The 17,723-nt window shown below is 63.9% G+C and carries 16 protein-coding genes and 1 pseudogene; 11 read left to right on the top strand and 6 right to left on the bottom strand.

The annotated features are described in order from the left end of the window. Positions 1 to 191 precede the first annotated feature (191 nt). Entirely contained in the window at positions 192 to 1,091 is a 900-nt protein-coding gene (locus SKC41_RS00085; protein WP_330975761.1) for a universal stress protein, read from the bottom strand. Between the two features lie 149 nt (positions 1,092 to 1,240). Between SKC41_RS00085 and SKC41_RS00080 the strand changes: the two genes are divergently transcribed. After that, positions 1,241 to 2,734 carry a serine hydrolase domain-containing protein gene (locus SKC41_RS00080; protein ID WP_442931477.1) on the top strand — a complete coding sequence of 498 codons (1,494 nt, stop codon included), beginning with the start codon at positions 1,241 to 1,243 and terminating at the stop codon, positions 2,732 to 2,734. 39 nt (positions 2,735 to 2,773) lie between these two features. On the opposite strand, the gene SKC41_RS00075 is transcribed toward SKC41_RS00080, so the two are convergent. Further along, positions 2,774 to 4,201: a serine hydrolase domain-containing protein gene (locus SKC41_RS00075; protein WP_330978695.1), complete on the bottom strand. Its 1,428-nt coding sequence runs from the start codon at positions 4,199 to 4,201 to the stop codon at positions 2,774 to 2,776. A gap of 289 nt (positions 4,202 to 4,490) precedes the next feature. Beyond that, positions 4,491 to 6,038, bottom strand: a complete 1,548-nt coding sequence (locus tag SKC41_RS00070; RefSeq protein WP_330975760.1) for a class I adenylate-forming enzyme family protein — start codon at positions 6,036 to 6,038, stop codon at positions 4,491 to 4,493. A 371-nt stretch (positions 6,039 to 6,409) separates the two neighbouring features. On the opposite strand from SKC41_RS00070, the gene SKC41_RS00065 reads away from it, so the two are divergent. From SKC41_RS00065 to SKC41_RS00055, 3 genes are all read left to right on the top strand, one after another. Next, positions 6,410 to 6,910, top strand: a complete 501-nt coding sequence (locus SKC41_RS00065; RefSeq protein ID WP_330975759.1) for an N-acetylmuramoyl-L-alanine amidase — start codon at positions 6,410 to 6,412, stop codon at positions 6,908 to 6,910. 68 nt (positions 6,911 to 6,978) lie between these two features. Beyond that, the gene (locus SKC41_RS00060) at positions 6,979 to 8,397 is read left to right on the top strand and encodes an SDR family NAD(P)-dependent oxidoreductase (protein ID WP_330975758.1); all 1,419 of its coding nucleotides are present in this window, start codon (positions 6,979 to 6,981) and stop codon (positions 8,395 to 8,397) included. Between the two features lie 90 nt (positions 8,398 to 8,487). Beyond that, a complete protein-coding gene (locus SKC41_RS00055) occupies positions 8,488 to 8,958 on the top strand; it encodes a CAP domain-containing protein (protein ID WP_442931476.1) in 471 nt (156 codons plus the stop codon). A gap of 104 nt (positions 8,959 to 9,062) precedes the next feature. Here SKC41_RS00055 and SKC41_RS00050 read toward each other — a convergent pair whose 3' ends face one another. Then, positions 9,063 to 9,602 carry a restriction endonuclease gene (locus SKC41_RS00050; protein ID WP_330975756.1) on the bottom strand — a complete coding sequence of 180 codons (540 nt, stop codon included), beginning with the start codon at positions 9,600 to 9,602 and terminating at the stop codon, positions 9,063 to 9,065. A 174-nt stretch (positions 9,603 to 9,776) separates the two neighbouring features. On the opposite strand from SKC41_RS00050, the gene pstS reads away from it, so the two are divergent. From pstS to SKC41_RS00025, 5 genes are all read left to right on the top strand, one after another. After that, positions 9,777 to 10,898, top strand: coding sequence for a phosphate ABC transporter substrate-binding protein PstS (gene pstS, locus SKC41_RS00045; protein WP_330975755.1), 1,122 nt, complete (start codon positions 9,777 to 9,779; stop codon positions 10,896 to 10,898). Positions 10,899 to 11,203: 305 nt separating this feature from the next. Then, positions 11,204 to 11,512: an RNA 2'-phosphotransferase gene (locus tag SKC41_RS00040; RefSeq protein WP_330975754.1), complete on the top strand. Its 309-nt coding sequence runs from the start codon at positions 11,204 to 11,206 to the stop codon at positions 11,510 to 11,512. Between the two features lie 3 nt (positions 11,513 to 11,515). Further along, on the top strand, positions 11,516 to 13,441 hold the full coding sequence (locus SKC41_RS00035; RefSeq protein ID WP_330975753.1) for a hypothetical protein: 1,926 nt from the start codon (positions 11,516 to 11,518) through the stop codon (positions 13,439 to 13,441). After that, the gene (locus SKC41_RS00030; RefSeq protein ID WP_330975752.1) at positions 13,438 to 13,881 is read left to right on the top strand and encodes a hypothetical protein; all 444 of its coding nucleotides are present in this window, start codon (positions 13,438 to 13,440) and stop codon (positions 13,879 to 13,881) included. Before SKC41_RS00035 ends, SKC41_RS00030 begins: the two co-directional genes overlap by 4 nt. Before the next feature lie 232 nt (positions 13,882 to 14,113). Then, on the top strand, positions 14,114 to 14,944 hold the full coding sequence (locus SKC41_RS00025; protein ID WP_330975751.1) for an LLM class F420-dependent oxidoreductase: 831 nt from the start codon (positions 14,114 to 14,116) through the stop codon (positions 14,942 to 14,944). A gap of 111 nt (positions 14,945 to 15,055) precedes the next feature. On the opposite strand, the gene SKC41_RS00020 is transcribed toward SKC41_RS00025, so the two are convergent. Next, complete coding sequence (locus SKC41_RS00020; protein WP_330975750.1) at positions 15,056 to 15,412, bottom strand: winged helix-turn-helix transcriptional regulator; 357 nt, start codon at positions 15,410 to 15,412, stop codon at positions 15,056 to 15,058. 77 nt (positions 15,413 to 15,489) lie between these two features. Between SKC41_RS00020 and SKC41_RS00015 the strand changes: the two genes are divergently transcribed. Further along, positions 15,490 to 16,071, top strand: coding sequence for a carboxymuconolactone decarboxylase family protein (locus tag SKC41_RS00015; protein ID WP_330975749.1), 582 nt, complete (start codon positions 15,490 to 15,492; stop codon positions 16,069 to 16,071). Positions 16,072 to 16,376: 305 nt separating this feature from the next. Further along, positions 16,377 to 17,198: a fatty-acid O-methyltransferase Mtf2 gene (gene mtf2, locus SKC41_RS00010; RefSeq protein WP_330975748.1), complete on the top strand. Its 822-nt coding sequence runs from the start codon at positions 16,377 to 16,379 to the stop codon at positions 17,196 to 17,198. 141 nt (positions 17,199 to 17,339) lie between these two features. On the opposite strand, the pseudogene SKC41_RS00005 reads toward mtf2, so the two are convergent. Further along, positions 17,340 to 17,630, bottom strand: a pseudogene (locus SKC41_RS00005) (hypothetical protein); the annotation flags it as partial. Between the last annotated feature and the right edge of the window lie 93 nt (positions 17,631 to 17,723).

Genomic DNA, 17,723 nt, shown 5'->3' with positions numbered 1-17,723 from the left:
GACTAGTCCGTCGAACTACTTGAGTTCAGCTGAATCTGTTGTGCCACTGTGGCGTTGGGGACCAAAACTCTAGATTCGGTTCGGTATCGCCGTACTCGATGAGTGATCCACCGCACGATATTCATTGCGGCAAAGACTGTTTCGCCCATATTGCTCTTAGCCGTCCACAGGCTTCGGTTACATGATCGCAGTCAAGACTTGCGGGCCACGATCACGGAGGACTGGGCCCGGTTGACTACCGCAGCACCGACCGATCCCAGCAACCTGCCACTGAACCAGCCGCAACCGTGGCTGCCGACCACAACCAATTGCGCACGCTCGGAGGCGGTGATCAGCCAACGTGCGGGATCGCCAATCTCGATCCTGCGACGGATGTCCACCTCGGGGTAGCGGTCGTGCCAACCCGCCAGCCGCTCCGCAAGCGTCTCCTCCTCCCCGGATAGCTCAGCGTCCCATTTGGCGTTCTGGACCAACCCGCTGGAACCGGAGACACGGGGATCCATCCAGGCGTGTAATGCCGTCAGGCCGACACCTCGTCGGGAGGCTTCCTCGAAAGCAATAGCAGTCGCCACTTCCGAGGCCGGTGAACCGTCGATGCCCACCAGCACCGGCGCCCGTGCGACATCGGCCACGAGGGCGTCGTGGTCACGGATCACGGCGACCGGGCAATGCGCGTGGTGGACCAACGCCGAACTCACCGAGCCCAGGAAAGCTCGGGCCACCGCGCCGCCACGTCCCCGGCAGCCGACCACGACCATCTGAGCCTCTTTGGAGAGGTCGACGAGCGTCGGGACAGCGGCCGAATGACACAACTTGCTATCGAGCCGCAGTGGACCGCGCCCACCGGCGCCCTCTTCGGCGACCTCGATCGCCGCCTCGATGACGTTGTGTGTCCGCCGTTCCTGCGAACGCCGAGACCCGGCCAGCGCCGCGACCTCAAGCCACTCCGGTAAGGCCGTGTCGACGGCGTGGACCAGCGTGAGGGGCACATTGCGTAGTGCCGCATCGCGGGCCGCCCACCGCACAGCACCCAGTGCCGCTGCGGAGCCGTCAACGCCTACGAGGATCGCGCCACGTGGTGGTTGCCACATATCGGTTTCTCTTCTCTCGGCTGCGTCCCCACCGACAGGATCACTCAGGGCGGCGGTGATGGTCAGGGCCGAAAAGATGCAAGCCACAGGACTAAAGGCACCCAACCCGTGGACACTGAGATCGTGCGCCCTTCACCCTCGGCCCGCAGTTGACGAATCGTGCCGGCAAATCGCTCCGAAAGGCCGTTGCCCTCGGAACCCTCGCGCTTGGATTGGTTGCGGCCTGCTCGCGTGGCGATGCAGCACATGAAGCATCGAGCGACGGGGTACGGCCGACGCAGGCGCCCGCCGCGGCCCCCGCGCCTGACTTCACAAAAGTCTCCGAGCTCATCAACGATTCGATTGCGGCCAACAGGCTGCCCGGCGCCGTGGCGGTGATCGGGCACGCCGGCAAGATCGCCTTCCACCAGGTTTACGGCTGGCGCAAGCTTGCGGGCGAACCTGGGCTAGACGGATTGCCGGCACCCGCCGAGCCGATGACGGAGGACACGATCTTCGACTTGGCGTCGCTGACGAAAAGCCTCGCGACGGCGACTGCCGTCATGCAGCTCTACGAACAAGGCGAGGTTGAAGCCGACGATCCCGTGCAGCATTACTTGCCCGACTTCAATACAACGAACAATCCCCGGCGTACGCAGGTGACCGTCCGCATGTTGCTCACGCACACGTCGGGCTTGCCGGGCGATGTCAATCTCGGAGATCCGTGGGGACTGGACGGGGCCGATAAGGCAGAGGGCATTCACCGTGCGCTCACCACACCGTTGGAGTCCGGCCCCGGCGACGGGTTTCGGTACTCCGACATCAACTTCATCCTGCTCGGGGCTCTGATCGAGAAGGTCACAGGTGAGGGCCTGGATGTCTACGTCCAGCAACATGTGTTCGCGCCGCTCGGCATGACAGATACCCACTACCTTCCCCCGGCTAAAGCATGCGGTCCGCACACGACCATCGGATCCGCGGTCGGCTGGGCTCCCTCGCCACCAGGGTCGGCGCGCGACGCCTGTCCCGCCGGGACCTGGGACGTCGATCTATTGCCGCGCATCGCGCCTACAGCACGCGACGAAGAGGGGAGAGCCGATCCGGGCAAAAATCCCGACCTCGATCACCTGTTGCGTGGCACCGTGCAGGACACCACCGCCCGGCGCATGGGTGGGGTCGCCGGGCATGCCGGCGTGTTCTCGACGGCACACGACGTGAGCGTCTTTGCGCAGGCACTGCTCGACCGGCTCGCGGGTCGTCCTAGTCAATTTCCTTTGATGCGAACGACTTTGCAATCGATGACGAGCCCGCAGCAGCCGGGACACAGCGCGCACCAACTCGAAGCGGCGAATGCGGCGGCCCGAGCAGCCGGACCGAATACGGCGGATCCGCTTCTCGCCCGCCACTATCCGGCGATCGCGGGTGCAAACCTGCGCGGCTTCGGCTGGGACATCGATACTGCCGACTCCACGGCGCGGGGCGCGATCCTGCGCATCGGAAGCTTTGGCCACACCGGCTTCACCGGAACCTCGCTTTGGATGGACCCCGACTCAGATACCTATGTAGTTCTGCTCTCGAATTCGATCCACGTGCGCGGCAGTCCGCCGATGTCGGAGTTGCGGGGCGAGGTTGCGACGGCAGCGGCGCAGGCCCTTCACCTCTGAGGGGTTCAATGAAGTGACGGCATCCGTTTCGCGGCAACGCTATTGGCGTTGGTACAGCCGTCCGTGACTGCGAAACCACGCGATCTTGCCGTCGGGGCCGCGAAGGAAATCGGATCGTGTGCCGGTTTCTTTGTTGTTCTCGTCGAGGTCAAGCCCATAGTCGGGTCCGAACACGGAATCGTAGAAGGCGAACCCTATCTTCTCGGGCGGATCGTCGCCGCTGACCATGGTGCCGACGAGTTGCTTGTCGCCCGCCTTCCAGTCAACCGTTATGGGGGCGACCTCGCCGGACAGGTCGGTCTCGTGACCGATGTACTGGCCCACGTAAGGCGCTGGGTCGGGACTTTTCCGCGGGGCGGGTAGATTGCTGATCCCGGCGAAGCTGTTCAATATCGAATCACTGGCGTAAAGATCGTTCAGCAGCTGAGTCCCGCCCTCGGAATTGGTGAGAACGGTCATCGCAAACCTCTTCTCGGGCACCATGAAGAAGCCTGAGTGTTGCCCTGCCCAGGTGCCGCCGTGCTGGACGATGGTGACATTCCTGCGGGAGACATTGTCGATCGACGGCCGCAGCATCCACGTCACGCCCATCCCAGTGAGCTCCACTTGCAGCGTTCCCCCCGCGCCGGGGTTCGAGCGCATCGCCGCCAACGACTCCGGTTTCAGTAGCCGCGTGCCGTCGGGCGTTGTGCCGTCGCCGAGATGGAACCTTAAGTAGCGCAGTTGATCTTCCACTGTGGACATCAGCCCGCCGGTCGAGTGACAGCTGCGTGGGAAGTACCAAAACTCTTTGCTCACAACGGGTTGGCCGGCGTCGTCGACATCGTGTGGTGCCGCCACGTTCGAGCCGATGATCTGATCGGAGAAGTAATAGGTGCTGGTCATCTTGAGCGGATCCAGAAGTAATTTCTGCACCGCCGACTCGTAGGTCGTTCCGGTGACCTTCTCGATGATCCTGCCCGCAACCACCAAACCCGCGTTGTTGTAGGCGAATACGGTGCCCAGTGGTGTCAGCTGCGGCATGTTGGTCATCGCGCTGACGTAACCGGCGATCGCGTCGTCGCCCCGCCCGAAGTCCTGTACATCGTCACCGTTCCAGCCCGACGTATGGTTGAGGAGGTGACGCACGGTCACTGCGGCGCTAACGGATTCGTCGGCCACTGCGAAGTCGGGGATGTAGTGGCGCACCGGTGCATCCAGGTCCACCAAGCCCTGGTCCACCAGACGCATCATCGTCGTTCCGGTGAATGTCTTTGTGGTTGAGCCGATCCGGAACACGGTATGGTCGTCGACGGGTTGCGGATAATCGACGTTGGTGACGCCGTAACTACTAACAGATCTCATGTCGTTGTAGACGACCCCGACCGCGACGCCCGGAATCCCGTAGTCGTGCATGCCTTCTTTGATCTTCGCGTCGAGTTGATCGAACGGGGGGTTGGTTGTCGGTGGCACTGTGGGGGCGGTCATCGGAAATTCTCCTTTCGGATGGCGGTGAGGGTTAATGGCTGTTGCCGCTTGGGGGGCGGATCCGAACAACCACGGGCCGCGTTCGACTTCGCTGGTATCACCGCCAGCGTGGGGCCGCTTCGGATGGAGCCGTGCATCCTTAATGCGGCCATGTTCACACATGGATGCCGTTTTCGTCAGGTGAACATTCGATATATCCTCAGCGACCAATTGGCCGCGGTCGCGCATGAGGCGGCGAGGGACAAGCGCTTCGGCGACGTGCCGCGCGCGCAACAGGAGCCAGATCGACTCAGTCCAGCAGGCCGCTGGTCAACATCGTCCGCAACGCTTTTCGGTTGAGCTTGCCGCTGGGCAAGGTGGGTATTTGGTCGCTTGTCGCGACGGACCAGCGCGTCGGTACTTTATAGCTGGACAACTGATTTCGCGCACGCGCAGCAAGCGATGAAACATCGATCTTCGCGTTCGCCGCTACGACGACGGCGCACACCTCTTCGCCGCGCTCGGGGTCATCGACACCGACGACGACGCATTGCGCGACATCATCGAATGCCTCAATGACCGCCTCGACCTCGAGCGGGGAGACATTGGCGCCCGCCGATTTGATCAGCTCACTGGTTCGTCCGACATAGAACAAGCGCGGGTCGTTTTCTCGGCGATAGACGCGGTCCCCGGTGTGGTACCAGCCGTCGGCGTCGAAGGTTTCCCACCGCTCGCGCTTGTTGTAGCCGACCATGGCGCCGATCCCGCGGACCAGAAGCTCGCCGGTGGACCCTACCGGCACGGGTGCACCCTGTTCGTCCACGATGCGCATCTCGGTGCAGACGAAACCGCCAGCGGTCTCAGACATGGTGCGGTGCACGGGAAACCCGTCCGGTACGTCGATCATCGCCAAGTCCAGCGGACCATCCCGCAGCATCGGCGCGCTGCTGAGGTCGCGACTGGCGAAGGTCGGGTGCTCGCGCAAACGCTGGGTGAAGGCGGGCCACCCGACGATCCCCGTCGCGCGTTCGTGTTCGACGAGGTCCAACGCCGTGCCCGCGTCGAGCCGCGCCATCACCAATAGCGTGACGGGTTCGTGCAAAGCGCCCGTCGCGGCGAGCAAGCCACCGATCCAAAAGAACGGCATCGCGCAGAGGATCTTGGTCGGGGATGCCGGCCCGGTGAGCGCTCGAATAGCGCTCGGCCACGTCGAGGTCTGCCGGACCACGGTGCCGTGGGTGTGCAGAACACCCTTGGGATCCGCGGTGGATCCCGAGGTGTGCACCATGATGGCCAGATCGGCAGGCGACACCTCAGCTTCTGCTGCGGCCAGCACCTCGTCCGGAACGCCCGAGGCGTTATCCCCAGCCCAGCGGGTCGCCCATTGGCGGTCCGTCTCACCGGTGATCACGATGCGTCGCAGATACGGCGCCGCGGGCAGTGCCAGGCGTCCGGCCTGCTGATCGGATAGCTGCGGCAGCGCGGCTTCGAACTGTGCGGCGACATCGATCTTGAGGACCTGGCTGGGAGCAACCAGTAGACCAATATCCGCCAGCCGCAACACTTTTGCGATCTCCGCCGGAGTGTACATGGTGCTCATCGGGACGACCAGAGCGCCGATCCGCGAGGCGGCAAGCCACCAAATGATCCACTCCACGCCATTGGGGAAGAACAGACCCACCCGGCTGCCCTTGCCGACGCCTTCGTGCAGTAACCAACGCGCGATGTGCGCCGAGCGCTGTTCCGCCTGCCCGTAGGTGAGGCGCTCCGTCGGTGTGACCACGTACGTCTCCTGGCCGAACAGACGAACGCTCTCTGCGAGGAGCGCGGGGATGGTGAGTGGTCGTGGTTGGGTCACACCGGGTCCTATCCAACAGCGGGGGCCACCCAATTAAAGGCGATGGGAAGCTCGTCGGACCGCCGAGCCCAAATAGCGCTTCCACGGGCCAGCTTCGCGATGCGACCCCGGCGGCCCCTGCACTTCGTATGGTGTTCAACATGGACGCTGTCATGCCCGGCCGTCGCGACGGTGGCCGTGCGCCCGTCAGCCGTCGCAAGCTGCTCCAGCTGGTCGGTGGCGCAGGGGCTGTGGCGATCGCGGGCGGGTGCTCTCAATCGGTCGCGGAGCCCATCGTCCCGCTCAGCACGGCTTCAGCCGTGATGTTGTGCCGAGACGCTTGGGGTGCCCGGCCGGCCTTAGCCGGCGGCAGGCCTCACACCATCACTCGCATGACGCTGCACCACGAAGCTGTCGTCCTGGGGGACAACCGCAACGCTCCGGGCCGTCTGCGTCAGGACCAGCGGTACCACCAAGACAAGGGATGGGTCGACATCGCCTATCACGTCGGCGTCGACCGCGACGGCAACATCTACGAACTGCGCACGCCGCAGATCGCGGGCGACACGGCAACGGATTACGACACGACGGGACACTTCCTGGTTCTCTGCGAAGGGGATTTCGACAAAGAAGCCGTCTCCGAAGCCCAACTTCACGCGGCCGCACTTGCCTTCGCGTGGGCCACGCAGACCTTTCACATCGCCAGTAGCACCCTGGCCGGCCACCGCGACCTTGCCCAAACCTCATGCCCGGGTGCAAATCTGTATGCGCATCTTTCGTCGGGGGACCTCAAGCACCGCATCGACGATCTAGTGGCAGCGGGACCCGTGAACCTGCAACGCATCTGTGGGCCGGATGCGGCGGCAACCGTTTCGGCAATCGAAGCAGGCTAATCGCCTTGCATCCGACGCCATCGGGCGTCGAGGACGAAAGCGCGCGAGATAGGCCGTAGTCTTCCCCCGTGAATGCGATCGACCCGGACAAGCTCGACATTTGCCTGCAGGTGCTGGCCGACGTCGAGTCATTGCCGCCCGAGCACCCCGATGCCGTTGCGGTGCGCCGGGCGACCGCGGGCATATTCAAGTCAGTCAGGAAGGCCCGGCGTGCCGCCAAGCGCGACGCGGTGGCAACCGCCGACGATGCCGTGACCGCTGCTACCGCCACCGGTGCGCCCGGTCGCATCGACGACGAGACCCGCGGCCTGCCTTTGGTGTCGGCAGCGGTCGGCGCCAGCGCCGGCACATTGCTGCGGCCGCGCTCTTGCTACGTGTGCAAACACCGCTACACGGTGGTCGACGCCTTCTACCATCAGCTCTGCCCGGAGTGCGCCGCGCTCAACCGCGCCAAGCGCGACGCCCGCACCGACCTGACCGGTAGGAGCGCCCTGCTCACCGGTGGTCGCGCCAAGATCGGCATGTACATCGCGCTGCGACTGCTCCGCGATGGTGCGCACACGACCATCACCACCCGCTTTCCGAATGACGCCGTGCGGCGGTTCGCGGGGATGCCCGACAGCGCCGACTGGCTGCACCGGCTCCGCGTCGTGGGTATCGACCTGCGCGACCCAGCCCAGGTCGTTGCGCTCGCCGACACCGTGGCCGCCCAGGGCCCGCTCGACATCCTGATCAACAACGCCGCCCAGACGGTGCGCCGCGCTCCCGGCTCCTACGCCGCGCTCATCGAGGCGGAGCGTAGCCCGGCGCCGGAACTCGTCGACGTGATCACGTTCGACCGCGTCAGCGACGCCCATCCCGCCGCACTCGCCGGAAGCCTCGCCGAGCACCAAACTCCGCATGCCGTAACTGAATTGGCGCTTACCGCCCGAAGCGCGTCTCCGGACCGGATCGTCGCGGGCACCGCCATCGACGCCGGTGGTCTGCTGCCCGATATCGCGCCGATCAACAGTTGGACCCAACGCGTGCACGAGGTCGATGCGATGGAACTGCTCGAGGTTCAACTCTGCAACCAGACCGCGCCGTTCATTCTGATGAGCCGCCTGCGCCCGGCGATGGCCGCTTCACCCGCGCGCCGCAAGTACGTGGTGAATGTGTCTGCGATGGAGGGACAGTTCAGCCGCGCGTACAAGGGCCCGGGGCATCCACACACCAACATGGCGAAGGCCGCACTGAACATGCTTACCCGCACCAGCGCCAAAGAGATGCTGGAGCAGGACCACATTCTGATGACGGCCGTGGATACGGGCTGGATTACCGACGAGCGTCCGCACCCGACAAAGCTGCGGCTTGCCGACGAGGGCTTCCATGCCCCGCTTGACCTGGTCGACGGTGCCGCTCGCGTCTATGACCCGATTGTCCGCGGGGAGTCTGGCGAAGATCTGTACGGCTGCTTCCTGAAGGACTACTCGCCGAGCAATTGGTAGCTACGACGCACTATTGAGCGCCCATGGTCACAAGTCGGTAACGTTTGCTTGCCTAATACCGAAATGCAGTAGGTGGCGACAGGCAACACGATGAGGAAAATCAAAACTGTCACCGTGGTCTCGGTCGGCGTCTTGGTCATCACGGCTCCGGGGACGGTTGCTGAGTTTCCCGCGCGCGCCGACGGTGCAGGGGCCGCGTTGTACGGCGGCGTCAACCGGGTTCGCGACGCATGCGGCGCGCTCGGCGCCGACCCACGTCTGACAGAAGCAGCGCAGCGGCATGCGGACGACATGCTGCGCAACGGTGTGAACGGCCATATCGGTTCGGACGGCTCTTCCCCGCAAGTGCGTATCACCGACGCGGGCTACCGGACCCCCTACAGCGGCGAGGTCGTCTTCTGGGGCACCGGGTCGGCGGCGAATCCGAACCAAGCGCTCGACTTGTGGATGCAAAGTCCCCCGCACCGCGCCATCATCCTGAACTGCGCATACACCACAGCCGGCTTCGCCACCGCATCCGACGGCAACAAGATGACCATCGTCGGCGACTTCGCCGCATAACGCCGGCGGGGCAAGCTGTTGCCGGAAGTCATTGAGAACATGGGTGACTCGTAGGCATGCCGGCCTGCGCTCGGTCCGCGACCCTTGACATAGTATCTAGAACCTCAGTCACGCAACGCTTTTCCCGTGGGCGCGGGGACCCAGCTTTGCAAAGCCTTGCGGCCAATCAACTGGCAACCGTGCGTGTAGGCCAACTGCTTTGCGGCAGTGGTGAACTCCTGATTGCTCACCACGATGCTTCGCGTGCACCCGTGATGGCGCGCACCCGCCACCACCTGCTGGACAGCGGCGACTCCAATCGTCTTGCCGTGCCGCTTGCACTGGATCGCCGCATACTGGCCGTCCTTCTGCGCGATCAGGTCGACGCCGTAGTCGCCGACGGCAGGGGTGAAGCTGACCTGCCAGCCCGCGCGCTGCATGCGTGCGGCGACGTAGTCTTCGAACTCCACGCCGTCCATCGCGTCGATTTCCCCGATGCCCGCATAGGTCCGTAATCGTCGCCGCGATCGACGATAGGCCGGCTGTACCAAGCCGGCGAAAAGCAAACCACAGCAAGCGCCTACCAGTCCCAGCGCAACGCGGTGCGTGAAGAATCCAAGCAGAAGCCCGAAGTAGAGCGGGAGAAAAGCGAAGGCCGTCTTCATGACGTGGAGAGGTCTCCCAGGCCCAGCGCGACGGCCGCGCAAGTGACGATCGTTGACGCCCTATTCATGAGCCGATGATAGAGATGAACGACGACAAACAACGTTGTCCGGCGACGGCGCTGTCGCACGCTTACAGTACGTGTCCCGCGAGGAGCCGAAAACGAAGGTGAGGACGTGAAAATTCGCTACCGCACGGTGTTGGTGGTTGTGTCGCTGGCGTTGGTCGCGGCCTGCGGATCAGGCAAGCCAGGGGGTCCGTCCGGGTCAGCTACGGCGTCCGTTGCCACTGCCCCCGCGACGTCAAAGGTGACGTTGTGGGAGACCGGTTCCAAAGATCTCTACCCGTTGATCGATGCATGGGCCTCGGCGTATCACCTGAAATATCCCAACGTCACGATCACAACCGACGGCACCTTGTCCGATTTCGGAATCTCGCAAGCGGCCGCCGGCGAGGTCAACATCGGCGCCTCCGGCGCCTACCTGTCCGAAGCCGACATGGCCGCGCACCCGGGGCTGATGAACGTCGCCGTGGCCGTTTCGGCGCTGCACGTCAGCTACAACCTGCCCGGCATCACCGAGCACCTCAAGCTGGATGGCAAAGTCTTGGCGGCGATCTACCGGGGCACGATCAAAACCTGGAACGACCCGCAGATCGCCGCTCTCAACCCCGGCGTGAACTTGCCTGCTACCGCGGTGATTCCGCTCCATCGTTCCGACGGGTCCGGCGACACATTCTTGTTCACCCAGTATCTGGCGAAGCAAGACCCCGACGGCTGGGGCAAGTCGCCCGGCGCGGGCACCACCGTCGAGTTTCCGGCGGTACCGGGTGCACGGGTTGAAGACGATGCCGAGGGCAAGGCGGGCATGCTGAACGACTGCGCCGCGAACCCCGGCTGTGTCACCTATCACGGCAGCGGCTACCTCGACGTGGCCCACCAGAAGGGACTGGGTGAAGCCCAATTGGGTAACGCTGCGGGCAATTTCCTGCTCGCCGACGCCCAGAGCATTGGCGCCGCAGCGGCCAGCTTGGCCTCACAGACCCCGCCGAACCAGTCGATCTCGCTGGTCAACGCGCCCGCCGCGGGCGGGTACCCGATCGTGAGCTATCTGTACGCTGTCGTCTACGGCAACCAGAAGGATCCCGCCACGGCGCAGACGCTGCAGGCGTTTCTCCACTGGGCCGTGACCGACGGGAGCAGTCCCTCGTTCTTGGATTCCGTTCATGCCTACGTTTGGCCCCTGCCGGGAGGGGTCGCGAAGTTGTCCGACGCTCAGATTGCCAAGATCGCCGGCTAGGCGCACGTGCGCTGAATGCCGAAACCTGAAGACACGGTGTGGGTTTGATCTCTTGGATGAGCTGGCATTGTCCGGGCTGAGGTAGCGCAATAGCCGCGTTTGCGCCGCCGTAGATCACTACAACAGTCTTCCGATGGGCGGCAAATAGTTCTTGCGTTGGCTAATGAATGGGCGCTGACTGAGTGTCGAGAAGGTCCGCATCCAGCCCACGCCCGCAACGGGTTCGCGCTAAAGGTGAGGGGCGCCGCTTCGCAAAACCAGCTAAGCTTCACGGCGCGGTGCCGGGGACCGAGAGGGGGGCCATCGTGGCTGATGAGTTGGATGTCGATCTCGTTGCGCTGCACGTTGGCAGCAATCATGTGCTCAATGGGATCGGCGAGGCCGCCGTGGAATTCGTCGGCCATGAAGACGTGCTGGCCGATGCCGCGCCGGGCTGGGCCGGGTCCTCGCAACTCGCCTTGGGTCAGCTGGCGGCGCGGTGGGAGGCCAGGCACAGTCAACACAAGCTTCAGGTAGGCGGATTGGGGACCCACGTCGCCGAAGCGATGGTCAGTTTCGCCACGAACGATGACGATTCGGCCAGCCTGCTCAGGTCGGTGCGGGAACAGGGGTAGCGCGTGGGGTCGCTGACTCCAGCAGACGTCAAGCGCTGGGATCTGAACGCCATTCGAGCAGTGTTCGAGACGGCCACCGGACGCGCAAATACGTTGCAGCGCTTGGGGGAGAGCCTGCAGCAGGCCCACAACGTGCTCGCCGAGTGGCAAGGTGAAGCAGGCGACGCATTTCGCGTCGACGTAGGAAAGATTCGCCGCGACATCGAGGCGGATGGCGCGGAATCCCAGCAGGTGGCGGCGGCGGTGTCGCGCGCCGAGGCGGATGTGAGCGCGTGCAAACGCGAGCTGGATGACATCGAACGCGCCGCCCAGGCTAACGGTTGGTCCATCACGCCGGACTGGCGAATCGACGTCGGCCCCGCGGGGATTCCAGCGGATCGACTCGATCTCGCCTACAAGCTGCAGAACCTGCAGGGAGACCTCGACGCCTGCAAGGTGCACGCCCACACCGCCGATCACGAGCTCGCCACGGCGATCGGTGCTGCCGTCGGCGCAGCCCCGCCGGGTGCTCCCGGATCCGCGTCGGGTGGTGCCCCGGCGCCCCAAGGCACACCGAACCAGGCGCCCGCGGGCAAGCCGAAGACTTGGCAAGACATGTTGACGCCCGCTGGCGGCGCGGACGGTGCGCCGGGAGGCGCCCCGCCGAAGGACGCCGCCGCGCCCGGAGGCAAGCCGAACACATGGCAAGACATGTTGATGCCCGCCGGCGCCGCTGACACCCCGCCTGGCGGTACCCCGCCTAAGGACTCGCCGGCTCCGACGGCCATGGCGCCGGGCGGCACGCCGCTTCCGAAGGGCCCGCCGGTCCCCGCAGCCGGAGGCAAGCCGCGGTCGCTGCAGGAAATGCTGTTGCCCGGAGGGCCCGTTCCGCTGCCGCAGCCGAGCCCGGCGGAGTTGGAAAGCGCTAAGGCATTGTTGCGCAAGGTGATGCTCGGCGATGGCGTGCCGCCGGATCAGATCGAAGCACGCGTGAACGAAGCGGTGGCCGGCGCACAGCGGTGGATCGACCAGGGCGGAATTGCTCCCTACCTGCCTCCCGAGCCCAAGGCTTCGCCACCGCCGGGATTCGGTGAAGGATTCGCCGACCGCTGGTTTGCAACCGAAGAGAACGTTCACAACCTCCTCGGGGTGGGAAACCGCGGATTACCGGGCGCGCTTGACGCGTGGAAGCAAATGATCCAAGGCACGGTCGAGACTGTCCAAAACCCGGCGGGGGCGGCGATCGGCGAAGTGCAAAACGCCCTGAATTCGCCGAGTCCGGCCTACTATCTTGGCGGCAAATCCGCCGACGCCGCGGTCTCCTTGCCCGCGATGCTCTTCGGCCCGGAAGCGGCAGGCGTTGGAAAATTGGCAGACATTGATGCCGCCGCCGCAATCGATTACGGCCCAACGCATTTGCCACACACGCCGGTCGGTTTCGAACAACCAATCGGCTTCCACCCGTTTGCAGACCAAGCAGGGCAAGATTTGTACGCGGCGTTCATGCACGGAGAACCCACCACAGAGCTCAGTCGGCAAATCGCTGAAATGTCGACTCACTACGTCGGTGAAAACCCGGACCGGGTCGTCTTGGGCAAATACGGCGGGCTGGAGGGCGGCTACATCGGCGAAGCCAGAGGCCAGGGCGGAATCTACTTCAACACTGGCGACCCGGCTTGGGACGCGATGGCGTTCGGGCTTAGCAAGGTAGAAGAGCACGGCCTCGTCTGGCCGGTCAACGAGCAATTCCTCCGTGGCCAAATGGAGAGCGGCGTCCCTCGGATCGAATACCATTTACCGCAGGGAGTTGGTAGTGTTGAGGAGCTGATGACGCTAGATCCGAATTCCTATTCCGCCAAGGAAATTGTGTTCTTGAAGAGCAATGCCGCGACATACGGTTATCAGCAAGTCGGAGATTCGTGGGTGCGTATCCCGGGGGGTCCGAGATGACACAAGAGTTCTTGGTAGGAGTCCGGTCTATCGTCGAGCCCTTATTGACTGACCTTGGTTTTCAGTTGGATGAGTTCGACGATGATGTGGATGAATGGGGCCGAAAGGGCTCTGTTGTGTTCTTCCGTTCGAAGGATTGCAGAATCCAAATCTATGACTCGACCAGGGACGGTTCGATCAATTGCATGATTGCCCCATTGGATGCCCCAAAGGTGTTCGGTCCCCACGATCAGTCTGGGAAGTGGCAATACCTTCCCAGGTTTGCGATTCGGCAGGGAGTTCCACTCGAGGAAATCAGGAAAGACAACCTGAATGTCGATTTTCCGACGACTAGTCAATTGCTTGAATCGGTGCGGGAGCGCATCCAGAAGTATTTTCCCATCGCACACAAAGGCATTCTCGAGATGGGCGGGCCGGAGTACTGGAAGTCGAGCCGGTGAGGTTTCCCTTGCGTTTTTCGCCAGGGAATTTCTCGGCGGTGGAGATCGACATCCTGAAGACAACGCAAGCCGGAGACACGCGTTGCTTCCCGATATCGGCGAGCCGCTGTAGGCCCCCCACACGCCAATGGTGCTCGTGTGCCGACGGCGGGCGGCCCGGGGATTAGCGTCGTGCGTGCGGGTGTTGGTTGACGGGTACGCGTCGAGTCACGACCGGCAGACAGGGGCGAGCATGAAATTCGGAATCGCGACGTTCGTCAACGACGACACCATCGACACGATCTCGCTGGCACGCGCCATCGAAGAGCGGGGCTTCGAGTCGCTGGTGATCGCGGAGCACACGCACATTCCGGCGAGTCGGGAGTCTCCGTATCCGCAGGGTGGCAAGCTGCCCTCGATCTACTACCGGACCCTCGACCCATTCGTGACGTTGGCCGCGGCAGCCGCGGTGACCTCGTCGATCGAGTTGTTCACCGGGATCGCGCTGCTGATTGAACGCGATCCGATCACCACGGCCAAAGAGGCCGCCAGTATCGACCTGATCTCCGGTGGGCGCTTCGTGTTTGGTGTGGGTGCGGGATGGAACATCGAGGAGTTGCGCAATCACGGAACTGACCCGAAGACGCGTGGCGCACTGCTCGACGAACGCATCGAGGCCATCAAAGCGCTGTGGACAACCGAACCCGCTGAGTATCACGGCAAGTACGTCAACTTCGACGCTTCTTACCAACGCCCCAAACCGGTTCAAAAACCGCACCCGCCGATCTTCATCGGCGGTGACTCGGACGCCACCGTCAAGCGGGTGATCCGCCATGACGCCGGTTGGATATCCAACCCACTTCCGGTGGAGCGGTTGACCAAGCGGGTCGACCAAATGCGCGAGGGCGGGGGCAAGGCGGTTCCGCTGGCAACGTTTGGCACGCCGGCCGATCCGGACTATTGGGACGGGCTGGCAGGCTTGGGTTACGAACGCGTCGCGTTGCTGTTGCCGACCAAGCCGCTTGACGAATCGCTTCGGATACTCGACGACCACGCCGCAAAGGTGGCCAGCTACAACGGTTAGGGGTCTCTTCGTAAGCGAGAGTGCATCGCCCGACATGGCGAGGTGCTTCCCGAACACCGTTGAGCTGATTCGGCGGTTTTCGGATAACTCGCTTTACGCACCTGAATGTTCCTACAGAGGAGTCGTTGCGGCGGTGGCCGTTTCGGCGTCGCGTTGTGCCCATCGTTCGGCCCAGGCGTGAAGCGGCGGATAGAGGACGAGCAGTCGACGGCCCTCGTCGGTTAGGGCATAACCGCCGCGGTCTAGTTCGACAATGCCGGCAGCGCGAAGTTCTTGGAGGCGGTCGTTGAGTACCGACGAGCTGATGCGCCCGCAGCGCAGCTGCAGGTCGCGGAAGGTGATCGAGGCGGTGCGCAGCTCCCAGATGATGCGTAGTAGCCACCGGCGTCCCAGCAAGTCGAGCAAGGCCATGATCGGTTCACCGGTGGTCGAGCCGCGGACGGGATGGTTCGGGCGCGGAGTCCTCATCGAGTCAGTCACTAGTTGCGCTTCGCTTTCCGAAGCGCTAACGTCACGCTTCGTATTCCGAAGCAGGAGCATAATCGATGACTGATCCCGTCGCACGTATCGCGCCGTTGGAGCCCCCCTACGAACCGGCGCTTGCGGCGCTCTTGGAAAAGTGGATGCCGCCGGGCAGCGGTATGGAGCCGCTGGCGCTGTTTCGCGTCCTCGGCCGCCATGAGGAGCTGGCGGCGCGGGCGCGGCCGTTGGGCGCGGGCATCTTGGGCAAGGGAAAGGTCGATCCTCGGCTGCGGGAAGTGATGATTCACCGCACCTGCGCGCTGACCGGCGCGGAATACGAGTGGGGCGTGCACGTGACGGGCTTCGGGCGGCCGCTGGGCCTGTCGGATAAGCAGCTGGCCTCCACGGTGCACGGATCGGCGGAGGATGAGGTGTGGAGCCCGCCCGAACGGGCGGTGTTCCGCCTTGCCGACGAGCTGCACGCCACCAGCAGGGTGTCTGATGAGTTGTTCGCTGCGTTGACCGAGCACGTCGACGACGAGCAGATCCTCGAGCTGTGCGTAACGGCCGGGTGGTACCACGCCATCAGTTACGTGATCAACGCCGCGCGGCTGCCGCTGGAACCGTGGGCAGCCAGGTTCCCTGCAGCACGTGAGATGTCGTGACGGGTGGGCCGCTGGCCGGTGTACGGACGCTCGATTTGAGCCGCTTGTTGTCGGGAGGCGGGAGTTCGCTGCACGGGTCACCTCGGTGGTGTGGCGAAGCTCAGGGGTAGGAACCCGCATCGTCACCCACGAGGCCCCACCTCACCGAAACGACACGCCCCACCCGCGCGGAGATATCCGCCCACCACCGGTGCCCCTCAATTGCGAAGAGCCGGTTAGGGCCTGGGTTTCGTGGCCTCGGCGTCGATATTGCGAAATTCGGATAAATTCGCGCGGGTCGATGATCACCGCACTACACTCCGTCCATGGAACTCGAGGCCCCGGAATTTCGGCCTTCGCCGCTTTGGACTCTCAAAGCGAAATTTATCCAGTTCGTATACCAATATTTTTATCCCTACCTGACCCGTCGGCTTCGTTCGGACGACGTGTTGTTCCTCAATTACGGATACGAGGAAGATCCGCCGATGGGCGTGCCGCTGTCGGCCTCCGATGAGCACGACCGGTATTTCATTCAGCTTTATCACCGGACGGCGACCCAGGTCGACCTTGCCGGTAAGCGGGTGCTAGAGGTCGGTTGCGGCCACGGCGGCGGGGCCTCCTACCTGGTGCGTACCGTGCACCCGGCCTCCTACACCGCATTGGACTTGAACCCCATCGGTATCGCGTTCTGCCAAGAACGGCACCGTCTGGCTGGCCTGGAATTCGTCAAAGGCGATGCCGAGCATCTGCCCTTCCCCGACCAATCATTTGACGCGGTGATTAATATCGAATCCTCACATCTCTACCGCGAGTTCCCGCGTTTCCTCGATGAGGTAGCCCGCGTGCTGCGCCCTGGAGGGCATTTCTTATATGCCGACTTCCGCTTCGCCGACACCGTCGCCGACTGGGAAAAGGAACTGGCGAACGCTCCTCTGACGATGCTTTCGCACACGACGATCAACGAGCAGGTCGTCCGCGGCATGGAGAAGAATTCGCAGTGGTGGGTACGCGCGGTCGATCGCCTGGTGCCAGCGATCCTGCACAGGTGGCTGCTGGTCCACGGTTATGTGCTGGTGTGGCGGGTCTACCAGGACATGCAAAGCGGCGGATCCACCGATTACCGGATGTACTGCTTTGCCAAGGCATAAGCCATTGCCCGGAAAAGGTTCGCAGAAAAGCGGATTTCAGGCGGGGACGACCCCGCGCGGGACGCCGCGCGGAACCTCGTATAGCCGACGCGTCAGCGTCCGCCTCCACCCCGCCGCTTTCATCGGCGGCCGACTGGGTCGTCAAGCGTCCTGGTCGGGCGCCCATCTGGGTGGGCGCGCGTCCGGCCGGTGCGCCGAACGCGCCGCGGCGAGCGTCGCGGCGCGCTGACCGTTGATTGCGGTCAGCGGTGGAGGCTGACCCTTGCGCAGCGTCGCGATCAGCTCGCGGTAAGGCCCGACGAGGTATACGGTGTCGCCGGCCTTCAGTCGGGCGTCGCGGCGAGGGCGCAACCTGATCGGCCCTTCGGGCCGAGTGATCGCAATGACGCGCGTCTGGGTGGACAGTTCGATCATCTGCAGGCCATCTAGCTGTTGCGGGTCATGACGTTGTAGACGCCGACATGGTCGGGATGTGAGGAGGACGGGTCCTTCGGCGGCAGGATGAGAAATCGCCAAACCCCTCGT

The sequence above is a fragment of the Mycobacterium sp. 050128 genome, from assembly GCF_036409155.1.
Classification (GTDB): Bacteria; Actinomycetota; Actinomycetes; order Mycobacteriales; family Mycobacteriaceae; genus Mycobacterium.
This window is presented reverse-complemented; position numbering and strand designations above follow the sequence as displayed.

Excerpts from the sequence above, each read along its gene's own strand:
- SKC41_RS00015 (WP_330975749.1), top strand. The coding sequence starts at position 15,490 with ATGACTGATCCCGTCGCACGTATCGCGCCGTTGGAGCCCCCCTACGAA.
- SKC41_RS00020 (WP_330975750.1), bottom strand. The coding sequence starts at position 15,412 with ATGAGGACTCCGCGCCCGAACCATCCCGTCCGCGGCTCGACCACCGGT.
- SKC41_RS00050 (WP_330975756.1), bottom strand. The coding sequence starts at position 9,602 with ATGAAGACGGCCTTCGCTTTTCTCCCGCTCTACTTCGGGCTTCTGCTT.
- SKC41_RS00085 (WP_330975761.1), bottom strand. The coding sequence starts at position 1,091 with ATGTGGCAACCACCACGTGGCGCGATCCTCGTAGGCGTTGACGGCTCC.
- SKC41_RS00065 (WP_330975759.1), top strand. The coding sequence starts at position 6,410 with ATGACGCTGCACCACGAAGCTGTCGTCCTGGGGGACAACCGCAACGCT.
- SKC41_RS00055 (WP_442931476.1), top strand. The coding sequence starts at position 8,488 with ATGAGGAAAATCAAAACTGTCACCGTGGTCTCGGTCGGCGTCTTGGTC.
- SKC41_RS00030 (WP_330975752.1), top strand. The coding sequence starts at position 13,438 with ATGACACAAGAGTTCTTGGTAGGAGTCCGGTCTATCGTCGAGCCCTTA.
- mtf2 (WP_330975748.1), top strand. The coding sequence starts at position 16,377 with ATGGAACTCGAGGCCCCGGAATTTCGGCCTTCGCCGCTTTGGACTCTC.
- SKC41_RS00025 (WP_330975751.1), top strand. The coding sequence starts at position 14,114 with ATGAAATTCGGAATCGCGACGTTCGTCAACGACGACACCATCGACACG.
- SKC41_RS00075 (WP_330978695.1), bottom strand. The coding sequence starts at position 4,201 with ATGACCGCCCCCACAGTGCCACCGACAACCAACCCCCCGTTCGATCAA.